This window comes from Rhodothermales bacterium (assembly GCA_034439735.1).
Lineage (GTDB): Bacteria > Bacteroidota > Rhodothermia > Rhodothermales > JAHQVL01 > JAWKNW01.
This window is the reverse complement of record JAWXAX010000042.1, coordinates 1-11,488: the sequence shown is the minus strand read 5'-3', so window position 1 is coordinate 11,488 and position 11,488 is coordinate 1. Positions and strand designations below refer to the sequence as shown.

Sequence of the window (11,488 nt, the reverse complement as noted above, 5' to 3'; positions counted from 1 at the left end):
GGCTGGACAGGTTGTGCCGTCGGGCAGGGTATGCCGGTTTAAGATGCCTCGCACGGCTCAGCATGACATCGCGTGTAGAGACGCCCCGGTGGGGCGTCTCCGGCACAACGTCAAAAACCAGCCTTTCCCCATTCCGAATCGTTCCAAGACGCCCCACCGGGGCGTCTCTACGCCCTCTACCCCACCACCAGATTCACTATTTTCCCCGGCACATAAATCTCCCGCCGCATCGTCTGGCCTTCGAGGTGTTTCACCACGTTCTCCTGGGCCTTCGCGGCGGCCAGGATGGCGTCTTTCGACGCATCGGTGGCGATGACGAGGGTCGCGCGGAGTTTTCCGTTGACTTGGATGGCAATCGCCATCGTGTCCTCCTGCAGGTATCGCTCGTCGTACGCCGGCCACGGCGCATAGGCCAGCGACTCGGCATGCCCGAACCGCTGCCAGAGCTCTTCGCACACGTGGGGCGCCATCGGGGCGAGCATCAACACAAACGGTTCGGCGATGGCCCGCGGAATACGCTCCAGCCCTTTGAGGGTGTTGTTCATTTCGATGAGCGCAGCGATGGCCGTGTTGAAGCTCAAGCGCTCCATATCGTCCGTCACCCGCTTGATCGTTTTGTGGAGCAGGCGCAGCTGCTCGTCCGTCGCCGGCTCGTCGATGACCAGCAGTTCATCGCTAAACTCGGCGACAAAATTCCGCCACACCCGCTGCAGGAAGCGGTTGACGCCTACGATGTCGCGGGTATTCCAGGGTTTCGAGGCTTCGAGCGGGCCCAGGTACATTTCATACAGCCGGAGCGTGTCGCAGCCGTAGGCGTCGCACATGTCGTCGGGGTTGACGGCATTTTTGAGGCTTTTGCCCATCTTGCCGTATTCCTGGGAGACCGGCTCGCCCTTGTAGAACCAACGGCGGTTGGGCTGGTCTTGCACTTCGGCGGCCGGCCGGCCATCCTGATCCACCACCTCTTCCACGGCCACGGCAATCCCGCGGGCGTCGCGGTAGGCGTAGGCCTGGATGTAGCCCTGGTTAAAGAGCCGGCCGAACGGCTCGGGGGTCGACACGTGGCCGAGGTCGAACAACACCTTGTGCCAGAAACGGGCATACAGCAGATGCAGCACCGCATGTTCGGCGCCGCCGACATACAGGTCGATGCCCTTGCCGCCCATCCAGTAGCGTTCTTTTTCGGGGTCGACGAAGCCGCGGCTATTGGTCGGGTCGATGAAGCGCAGGTAATACCAGCACGAGCCCGCCCATTGGGGCATCGTGTTCAGCTCGCGCTCGTAGCGGACGCCGTCGATCGTGACGACGCGCCAGCTTTCGGGGGCGCGGCTGAGCGGCGGGCGCGGCGGGGCGGTCGGGTCGTCGCTGGCGGTGGGGGAGAAGTCCTCCATCTCGGGCAAACGATTGGGGAGATCGCGCACCTCGAGGGGGCGGATTTCGCCATTCGGACCGTGGAGGATCGGGAACGGCTCGCCCCAATACCGCTGCCGGCTGAAGAGCCAGTCGCGCAGCTTGTAGTTGATCGTCCCCTCGCCAACACCCTTTTCTTCGAGCCAGGCGGTCATCTTCTGCTTGGCCTCGCGGACGCCAAGGCCGTTCAGGAGGCCACTGTTGATCGCCGGCCCGTCGCCCGTAAAGGCCTCGTCGCCGAAACCCTCGGGCGGTTGGACGGTGCGGACGATGGGGAGGTCAAACGTTTTCGCGAACGCCCAGTCGCGCTCGTCCTGCGCGGGCACGGCCATGATCGCCCCGGTGCCGTAGCCCATCAACACATAATCCGCGATCCAGATGGGGATACGCTGGCCGGTCGCCGGGTTGATAGCGTGGGCGCCCGTAAACGCGCCCGTTTTCTCCTTGCCCTCGGCCGTCCGGTCGATCTCGGACCTTCCCTGCGCCCACTTCCGGTAGGCGGCGACGGCGTCGCGCTGCGCGGCGGTCGTCAGCGTATCCACGAGCGGATGTTCTGGCGCGAGCACCATGTACGTGGCGCCGAACAGGGTGTCCGGGCGCGTGGTGAACACCTTCAGCGTATCCGCGTGGCCATCGATGGGGAAGGTGATATGCGCGCCTTCGCTCCGGCCGATCCAGTTGCGCTGCATGATCTTGATCGCCTCGGGCCAGTCGACCAGCTCGAGGTCCGACCCCAGTCGCTCGGCCATGGCCGTGATGCGCAGCATCCACTGGCGGAGCGGGCGTTTAAAGACCGGGTAGTTGCCGCGTTCGCTGCGGCCCTCGTTGGTGACTTCCTCGTTGGCCAGTACGGTCCCCAGCTGGGGGCACCAATTGACGGGCACCTCGGCGATGAAAGCCAGACGGTAGTTGGCCAGCACGGCTTCTTGTTCAGCAGAGGACAGGGCGGTCCAGCGCCGGCCGGCCGCCGGCACGAGGCGGTTGGTTTCATCGACCGTCCATGCGCCGGCTTCGAGTTCCTCGACGAGATGGGCGATGGGACGCGCGCGGCCCGTGTTCGCGTCCACGTAGCTGTGATAGAGCTGGAGGAAGATCCACTGGGTCCAGGTGTAGTAATCGACGTCCGTCGTGGAGATCGTGCGGTCCCAGTCGTAGCTCAGCCCCAGCCGTTTGAGCTGGCGGAGCATGTTGTCGATGTTGCGCTGCGTCGTAATCTGGGGGTGTACGCCGTGTTCGACCGCGAACTGCTCCGCCGGCAGCCCGAAGGCGTCGAACCCCATGGGGTGCAGCACATTCACCCCCTGCATGCGTTTATACCGCGCCAGAATGTCCGTGGCGATGTACCCGAGCGGATGGCCGACATGGAGCCCTACCCCCGACGGATAAGGAAACATGTCCAGAACGTAATACTTGGGCTTGTTATGGTCGACCTTTTCCGGGGTGCGAAAGATTTTCTGTCCTTCCCAGATGTGCTGCCACTTCTGTTCGATGTCTGAGTACGGATAACCTGCCATGTCGGTACGTAAGAACGGCGGTACGAGATGATATGGAAAGGCAAACCAACGATGGTGCCGCGCAAAAGGTTCGAGGGAACCGTGCCCGGGCTGTACCGTAGCCGTTTCACTATTCACCGGGTGGATTCAGGAGTGCGGGCGGCTTGTCCTCGAGGCCACGCCGTACATATTCCTTTCACCGGGCCAGCATGTAGGTAACATGACATCGTCCAACACGACATCTCTTTTCAGCCCCCTCATCGAACACGCCGTCGAGCTGGCCGCCCAGTGGCACGACGGCACCTATCGGAAAGGCTACTGGCGCGACACGCCGTTTGACGTTCCGGACGGCGCGATCCTCCAGGTGCCGGTGATGGCGCACGTCACAGCCGTGGCGCTGACGGTGATGCGCGCCGGCTGGGACGATCAGACCATCGCGGCCGCGTTCTTGCACGATGTGCTGGAAGACGCCAACCAGTACGATCACTACCTCCGCACCGCCCACCTGGAGCGGATTGTCGGCGCCGATGTCGCCCGGCTTGTCGTCCAGGTCACGGAGGATAAATTCGACGAAGCCGGCAAGCATCGGACGTGGCGGGAGCGGAAAGAGGCGTACATCGCCGGTCTCCGCCGGCACGCGGTCGAGGCGGCGGCCATAAGCCTGGCGGACAAGCAGCACAACCTCTGGAATATCAACCAGACCCTCGAGCGAGGCATCGACGTCTACGCCACGGGCAGAACGCGCCGCGGCCTCTCGTCTGGCCCCGAGGCGCAGCACTGGTTCCATCTCGAGGTCCTCGAAGCCACGCGCCACCACCTCGACGACCGCCTCGTCCCGATGCGCGACGGCCTCCGGTTTGAGCTGTCCAGGTTTGAGGTACTCAGTAGCTGAAGTGCAAAGTGAAAAGTGTAAAGTGAAAAGTGGAGGGTACGTTTCACTTTTCACTTTTCACTTTTCACTTTTTACTTTCCCCTCGCGTGTTCCACCATAATGCACCGGTTGGCGATGTAGACGAGGCCGGCCTCGGTGGCCAGCTTTTCGGCTTCCTGGCTCGAGACGCCGATTTGGGTCCAGATCGCCGGCTTCTCCCCGGTGCGGACGATCCGGGCGAGGGTGTCGCGGACGACGTCTGCCGCATATTTTGGTTTACGGAAGACGTTGACGATATCGATGTGCACGGTGTCGGGCACGCTCTGGAGGTCGGGATACGAGGTCATTCCTTCGATCGTCGATTCATTTGGGTTGATGGGGATGACCGTGAAGCCGGCTTCGATCAGGTAGTGCCCGATGGCGTAACTCGTGCGGGAAGGATCGGGGGAGAACCCCACGACGGCGATCGTGCGGGCGGAAGCAAGGGTATCGGTGAGAATTGACACAGGGGTTGGGGAATAAGGGGGATAAAAATGGGGTCTAAGCTCGATATCGTCCGCGTGGAATAGGAATATTCCGCTCGGATGTAGGCCTTTCGGAGTACCCCGGAGACTTTTTGCTGTCCTATGTTGGGTGCGACATTTAAAAATACATCCTTCGTATCGGGGAAAACTCCAGGCTGCCCCTGTGAGGGCGTCGCGGAGCGACGCCGTAAAATAGCCCCCGTCCTTCAGGTCGGTGGCATCGGTGGCGTGGGATCGCCCCCGACTTAAAACGACGGGGGCTATTATGCCGCGTCGCTCTGCGACGCGCTTCAGCGCCAGTGTATGTAACCCGATTCGAGGGCAACTCCTCAGCGTGCTTCTCGGAAATTGACAACGTCGAGTTAAGAAGTGCATCCTCTTTTGCCAACGCCCACCTCGTTACACAGGTTCGTGAAAACGCCATGAGCTACTCAATTGCTTACACCGGAATGCTGGCTGTACTTTTCTTGCTGGCGCCCAAAGCGGCGCACGCCTGCGACTGTTTGATCCCGGACTCTCCAACGGTCGAGCGCGATCAGGCCGACGCCGTTTTTGCCGGCCGCGTGCTCAGTGTGACTCGATTTGACGATCGGAATGCCGTGGTGATCGATGTATCGAAAGGCTGGAAGGGGGACACCGAAGAGCGGATGATAATCTGGACCACCACGAACGGCGGCGCGGCGTGCGGGTATCATTTCGAGCGCGACACGTCGTACCTCATCTATGCCCATGGCACCCAAGGCTACGGTCTGAATGTGAGCATCTGCTCCCGTACAAGAGCGCTCGCTGACGCCGATGAGGATCTGGCCGCGCTGGGGGCCGGCGAGGCGTTCTCCGGTGGCCTCTGTGGTGGTCCGGACAGCCTGGCGATGCTCCAGGGCGTTCTTTTTGTCGCGCTGGCCTTTCCTCTCTTCCGTCGCAGGCGCTACAGCTCGATGACGTGATGCTCCCAGGTGTCCAGCGGTAGCCGATCCATGAGCCGGGTGAACACGTCCAGCCCATACTGATTGATCAGCACGAACGGTGAAAGGACGCGCTCCTGGGGTTTCCCGTGTGGGAAGAGGCTGGCTGTGATGCGATCCAGGCGGGCGCGGTCGGTTTCGAGGGAGCGCTTGTACCCTCGGATGGCGCGATCGTGGAGGCGATTGACGACGCGGGAGATTTTGGCCCGGGCGGCGTCGGCGGAGCGGTTCAGTGTGGCGTCGATCTCGCCGGCGCGGGCCTTGAGGGCATCCAGCTGCGCATCGATCGCCCGGTTCGCCTCGGCGAAAACGGCCTCGGTGCTTTCGGGCATCGCGGCGGCGGCCGTTTGCTTGAGCAGCCATTCAGTGCCTTTCGCGTATTCCGGCAGGGCGAAGGGGTAAAAATCGAGGTATTTCCGGACGGTGGGGTCGATCAACGAGACGCTGACGCGGGGGTAGATGATCGGCATGGGCACGCCGGCCCAGGTGTACAGCTCGCGGTACTGGGCGAAATAGGCCGTCTCGCCGGGGCCGGCTACGTAGGCCACCGTCGGGAAGAGGAGATCCTGGATGAGGGGGCGCAGCACCACATTAGGGCTGAAGCGTTCGGGGGTCGTGCGAACCAGCGCCAGCAGATCATCCGGGCTGTAGCTGCGCGAGGTGCCGCGGAGGATAAATCGGCCGTCTTCGGCGTCGATGGGCAGCCGGCCCTCCTCCTCCATCATAAACAGATTGGTCGGCCGGGTGGCGACCTGGGCGTGGTACCCCTCGTGGAGGAGTTCGGCGCTGGTTTCGGCGAGGCGTTTGAACGAGCCAGCAAAGTCGCGCACTTCGCGCTCGAACAGCGGCACGGCGAGCCGCTTCATGGCCGGGTCGTCGATCGAGGCCAGGATGAGGCCGGTGCCTTGTGTCAGGCGCTTGAGCACCCGGGCGAACGCGTCTTCCATGAGGGCGCCGGGCGCGTAGGCCTCGCGCAGGAGCGTCCGCCACTCGGGGCTGAATTCCGTCGTCGGGAGTGCACTGGCGAGCTGGTCGATGAGCGATGAAATCGTACCGTCCAGCCGGAGGCGCCCCACGGGGCCGGCATTGACCTCGCCTTCCGACAGCGGCGTTTCGGCATGGGAGAGATCCGTCACCGAGCCACTATTGACGAGGGTGGTTGTGGCTATTTCGCGGAAATCATGGTCTTCGCCGGCCATCCAGAACACCGGGACAACCGGGTGGCCGGTGGATGCCGAGAGCTGTCGCGCGAGCTGGATCGTCGTCAGCGTCTTGTAAATCGTGTAGAGGGGGCTGACGAAGAGGCCGAGTTGTTGGCCGGTGATGACGACGCCGGCGCGGGGCGACCGGAGGGCATCGAGCGAGGCCCGGGTGGCATCGTCTACCCCCCAGCGCGTCTGTTGCGCGTGCAGGGCATCAACCAGGGCATCCCGGTTACGATCGACCGCGAGGGTGCGGTCCAACGCCGCCCGCAGGTGTTCCGGATTCCGGAAATCGCCAGAATAAAACGGCGCTACGCTACCGTACCGCGTACAGTAGTCGACAAAAAGCGATGAGGCGGAGAGGGCGGCGTAGGGGAGGGAGGGAACGTGCTGGTAGGCCGGCGTCGCATGCATAACGTGGGGTGGCTGCGCGTGTGGCGCTCAGTTCTGGGTCTGATCCCCGCGGCTACGCTCGATTTCGTCACGCAGCTTGGCCGCCAGCTCATAGTTCTCGTCGTTGATGGCTTTCTCCAGCTGATCCTCCATTTGTTTGAGCTTGGAGACGGGGCGATTGGGTTTTTCCTCGACTTCGGGTTTGGGCACGGCGGACACGCCTTCTTCTTCCGTCGGGATGCCGGCTTCTTCAAGCACGGCCGGGGCCACATAGATCGGGGCGCCTACGCGCACGGCCAGGGCAACGGCGTCGCTGGGGCGGGAGTCGAGCTGGCTCTCATCGCCGCCATGCACGAAGCGGATCTTGGCGAAGAACGTCCCTTCACGCAATTCGTCGATGACGACATCCAGAATTTCGGCGCCGACGGTCTCGAACAGGTCCCGCAACAGATCGTGCGTCATCGGACGCGGCGGTTGGATGTTCTCGAGTTCCAGTGCGATGGCCTGCGCTTCGAAGGCGCCGATGATGATCGGGAGGCGGCGATTGCCCTCGATCTCACCAAGCACGAGGGCGTAGGCGCCGCCACTGGAAGGGCTGGTCGAGAGTCCAACAATGTCTACCTGAATGAATTCCATTGACGCTTACGCTTGCATCGACAAGGCTATATAAAATTCGAAAATGCGAGGGCCGAAAACGCGTACCGAGGCCGGCGACGTCATGCGAGATCCGCTGGCGCGTGCAACGACCTCTCCAACGCCATCAAGAACGCCTTGTTCTCTTCCGGCAGGCCGGCGCTAACACGAAGATAGCCCTGTAATTCGGGATATCCACTCATGTCGCGCACGAGGATGCCATCTTCCGCCAGTTGCTTCATCACGGCGCGTCCCGGGCGGTCGGTTTTGAAGAGTACAAAATTTGCCTGGCTCGGAACGACCTGTACCCCGGGCATGGCGGCCAGGGCGCGTCCGATATGCTGACACGCCGTTTTCATCGCCGTTACACGCTCGGCCAGGAGTACGGGGTCGTCGAGCAAAGCCAGTGCCACGGATTCGGACAGACGGTCGATCATAAACGGGAGCCGGGCTTTTAGCAACTCCTGGATGATCGCCGGGTGCGCCATCAAATAGCCGATGCGGAGGCCGGCGAGCCCGAAGGCCTTGGAGAGGGTACGCAGTAGGATGAGATGCGGGTAGCGGTCCAGCAGCGTGCTTACGCTCACTTCCTCGGTGAATTCGATATAGGCCTCATCCACCACCACAAAGCCAGACTCCGCGGCGGCATCCACGATCGGTTCGATCTCCTCGATCGGCATCGAGAGGCCGGTAGGATTATTGGGGGTGGTGAGCACGGTGAGGGCCGGCCGATGCATCCGAACCGCCTCCAGCAGGGCGGGGGCGTCGAACCGGAGATCGGGGCGGGGCGGAACGGGAACGATGACTCCTTCGAAGAGCCGTACGACCGAGCTATACAGGGAGAACATGGGCGTCGGAAGCACCACCTGCCGGCCCCGTTCGATAAACCCGTGCCCGAGCGTATGCGTCAACTCGTTGCTGCCGTTGCCGATGAGGATGCCGGCGGGGTCGTGGCCGGTGTGGCGCCCGATCGCGGCCTGGAGCCGGTCCGGCTGTTCCGTGGGGTACCGGTTGAACGGGACGTTGAAGAAGTCCTCGATGAGCCGCCGCTTCAGCGATTCGGGCAGATCGAGGGGGTTTTCGTTCTGGTTGAGCTTGATGTGGACCGGGCCGGGATCGCGCGGAACGATATAGGGCTTTTCCCAGCGTACCGAGGGGCGGATTCGTTCGACGGCGCGCGCGAGCCGCGCCTCCTGCTGCATCTCCATACGCTGCATCTCTGTACGTGCCGGCGACCGGCGAATCGACTGGTAGACACTCGAGCGCCACTAAACGTACGACCCGGCCGGGTGATCCGATCAGGCGTGCCGATCCAGGCGGACCTGCACAGCCAGGGCGTGCGCGGTCAGTTCTTCCTCATTGGCGAAGCGTACGATGCTGGGGCCGGCGGTCAGGAGGCGTTCGCGGGTATAGGCGATGACGGACTGCTTGCGGATGAAGTCGTCCACCCCCAGCGCCGAGGCGTAGCGCGCGGTGCCGCCGGTGGGGAGGACGTGGTTCGGGCCGGCGAAGTAGTCGCCCACGGGCTCGGTCGAATACGGGCCGAGGAAGATGGCGCCGGCGTGGCGGATCCGCGGCAGTAGCGCCCACGGGTCGTGTACGATGACTTCCAGGTGTTCGGGCGCCAGCTCGTTGACCATGTCGACGGCCTGATCCAGCGTGTCGGTCACGACGCAGGCGCCGTACTCGGCGAGGGAGGCCTCGACGATCCGCCGGCGCGAGAGCGTGGGCACGAGACGCGCGAGGTGGTCGCACACGGCGCGGGCGAGCGGGGCCGAAGTCGTGACCAGGATGGCCGAGGCGCGTTCGTCGTGTTCGGCCTGTGAGAGGAGGTCGGCGGCGACGAATTCCGCGTCGGCCGTTTCGTCGGCCAGGACGACGATCTCGCTCGGGCCGGCGATCGAGTCGATGGCGACGGGACCATAGACCTGTTTTTTGGCCGCGGCGACGTAGGCGTTTCCGGGGCCCACGATCTTGTCCACGCGTGGGATGGTCCGGGTGCCAAACGCCAGCGCCGCGATGGCCTGGGCGCCGCCGACGGCGTAAACGTTTTCGAGGCCCAGCAGGTGCGCGGTGGCGAGCACAGAGGCATGGGGGCGCCCGTTTTTTCCGGGCGGTGAGACGAGGTGGATGTCCACGACGCCGGCCACCTGCGCCGGGATCGCGTTCATCAGGAGGCTGGAGGGATAAAACGCCTTGCCACCCGGGACATAGAGTCCGACCCGTTCGATCGGGACGACACGTTGTCCGAGGATGACGCCGTCGCCATCTTCCCGGAACCAGGATTGCTGGCGCTGGGCCTCGTGGAAGTGTCGAATATTACGCGCCGCCTCGGTGAGGATGGCCAGAAAGTCGGGGTCGAGAGCGCGAAAGGCGGCTTCGCGCTCGGACGCCGAAACGCGGAGCGAAGCCGGCCGGACGCCGTCGAACTGATCGGTGTACGCCGCCAAGGCGTCGTCGCCGCGGTCACGCACCTGTCCGAGGATGGCGCGAACGACCTCGTCCACCTCCGTGCTGAAGGAGGCCTGGCGGTTCAATATCACGCGGAGGCGCGTTTGCCGATCCGCGTAGGCAACGATAGGTATCACGTGCGCCTAGTATTCGTCGTCGTGATACGCGTCGTCTTCATCGTCCTGTGGAACGACCGTCAACTCGGGCAGGCCGCGGAATTCGTAGCCTGGCAGGCACTGGTCCTTGATGTGCTGGACCACCTCGTGCATGGCGGAAAGGAATTTCCCGAAGTCCTCCTTGTACAGGAATATCTTATGCTTCTCGTACCGTGTCTCATCGATGCGCTTGCTCTCGGTGATCGTCAGGAAAAAGTCCTCGCCGGAGCGCGTCGTCTTTACATCGAAAAAGTACGTCCGTTTACCGGCCGGCACTCGCTTCGAATAGACCTCATCTCGATACCGACCTGAAGAACGCGAACGGTCGTTGCCTTCGTAGTAGTCATCCTCCGAATACTCGCCGCGCTCGTTATACGATCGGTTGGGATTCTCCCGTTCGTAACTCATCGATTACCTCCCCTCGCCCATAAATCAGGCATTGATGAAACAACCCAACGTCAAGATTGGACAAAATCGCTGGACTCTTCATGAAGCAAAACTCACTCCCTAATATCTGAACCTGATGAAGAAAATACAATCCATTGTTCACTTCCCCGTTGAAACAGTTCCCGCACCCTATCTTTTTGTGTTATTCGGTAGTCTCTATTCGGTAGCACGATCAGGTCGTAGCGCGCAGGATCGCGCGCACCAGTCGTTCGGCGTCGTGCCGGATCCGCCGGCCGACGGCCAGTACGTCTTCATGCCGGAGCGGTTCGGTGTTCATGCCGGTGGCCAGGTTCGTAATGGCGGAAAGACCGAGCACGGACATGCCCAGGTACCGAGCCTGGATGACCTCGGGCACGGTGCTCATGCCGACGGCATCCGCGCCGAGGGCGCGGTAGAGGCGGATTTCGGATCGGGTCTCGTAGCTGGGCCCGCCTGTCCACAGGTAAACGCCGGATTGTGTGGCGATGCGTTCCTGTAGTGCGGCGGCCTCGGCGGCGCGTCGCCAGACGGGGTCGTAGGCGTCGGAGAGAGACGGAAAGCGAGGGCCTTCGCCGGCGTCGGGCCCGGCGAGCGGGTTGGCGAAGGCGAAGTTGATGTGATCCGTGATAAACATGAGGTCGCCCTCCGCGAACTGCCGATTGATGCCGCCGGCGGCATTCGTGACGAGCAGTTTACGCGCGCCGAGGGCATGGACGAGCCGGATCGGGAAGACGACGCGTCGGACGCTGATGCCCTCGTAGAGGTGGATGCGTCCCTGGACGCAGACGACGGGCCGGCCTTCGAGCGTGCCAAAGACGAGCCGGCCCTGGTGCCCCGGTGCGGTCGATGCCGGGTAGTGGGAGAGGGATCGGGTGGGAATGATCACTGGATCAACGATGGCGTCCGCCAGGCCGCCCAGTCCGGAGCCGAGCACGAGGGCGATCTCGGGGGGCGCCGCCAGGAGGCGG

At 63.1% G+C, this 11,488-nt stretch carries 10 protein-coding genes; 2 read left to right on the top strand and 8 right to left on the bottom strand.

The window, feature by feature from the left end; all coding sequences use genetic code 11:
- Positions 1-176: 176 nt before the first annotated feature.
- The gene (gene leuS / locus SH809_02940; protein MDZ4698639.1) at positions 177-2,924 is read right to left on the bottom strand and encodes a leucine--tRNA ligase; all 2,748 of its coding nucleotides are present in this window, start codon (positions 2,922-2,924) and stop codon (positions 177-179) included.
- A 199-nt stretch (positions 2,925-3,123) separates the two neighbouring features.
- On the opposite strand from leuS, the gene SH809_02935 reads away from it, so the two are divergent.
- Positions 3,124-3,795: an HD domain-containing protein gene (locus SH809_02935; GenBank protein MDZ4698638.1), complete on the top strand. Its 672-nt coding sequence runs from the start codon at positions 3,124-3,126 to the stop codon at positions 3,793-3,795.
- Between the two features lie 71 nt (positions 3,796-3,866).
- Here SH809_02935 and SH809_02930 read toward each other — a convergent pair whose 3' ends face one another.
- Complete coding sequence (locus tag SH809_02930; GenBank protein ID MDZ4698637.1) at positions 3,867-4,280, bottom strand: CoA-binding protein; 414 nt, start codon at positions 4,278-4,280, stop codon at positions 3,867-3,869.
- A 440-nt stretch (positions 4,281-4,720) separates the two neighbouring features.
- Here SH809_02930 and SH809_02925 point away from each other — a divergent pair, with 440 nt between their 5' ends.
- Positions 4,721-5,242, top strand: coding sequence for a hypothetical protein (locus SH809_02925; GenBank protein ID MDZ4698636.1), 522 nt, complete (start codon positions 4,721-4,723; stop codon positions 5,240-5,242).
- Here the strand turns inward: SH809_02925 and bshC are convergent.
- The 6 genes from bshC to SH809_02895 form a co-directional block, all read right to left on the bottom strand.
- The gene (gene bshC / locus SH809_02920; GenBank protein ID MDZ4698635.1) at positions 5,224-6,876 is read right to left on the bottom strand and encodes a bacillithiol biosynthesis cysteine-adding enzyme BshC; all 1,653 of its coding nucleotides are present in this window, start codon (positions 6,874-6,876) and stop codon (positions 5,224-5,226) included. The two genes, SH809_02925 and bshC, sit on opposite strands and share 19 nt — an antisense overlap.
- Before the next feature lie 27 nt (positions 6,877-6,903).
- Positions 6,904-7,491, bottom strand: a complete 588-nt coding sequence (locus SH809_02915) for a bifunctional nuclease family protein (protein MDZ4698634.1) — start codon at positions 7,489-7,491, stop codon at positions 6,904-6,906.
- 80 nt (positions 7,492-7,571) lie between these two features.
- Positions 7,572-8,696: a histidinol-phosphate transaminase gene (gene hisC / locus SH809_02910; protein ID MDZ4698633.1), complete on the bottom strand. Its 1,125-nt coding sequence runs from the start codon at positions 8,694-8,696 to the stop codon at positions 7,572-7,574.
- Positions 8,697-8,786: 90 nt separating this feature from the next.
- On the bottom strand, positions 8,787-10,076 hold the full coding sequence (hisD, locus tag SH809_02905) for a histidinol dehydrogenase (GenBank protein MDZ4698632.1): 1,290 nt from the start codon (positions 10,074-10,076) through the stop codon (positions 8,787-8,789).
- Positions 10,077-10,082: 6 nt separating this feature from the next.
- Entirely contained in the window at positions 10,083-10,502 is a 420-nt protein-coding gene (locus tag SH809_02900) for a DUF3276 family protein (GenBank protein ID MDZ4698631.1), read from the bottom strand.
- A gap of 211 nt (positions 10,503-10,713) precedes the next feature.
- Positions 10,714-11,488, bottom strand: a 775-nt coding sequence (locus tag SH809_02895; GenBank protein MDZ4698630.1) for a purine-nucleoside phosphorylase, incomplete at its 5' end; no start/stop codon positions are given.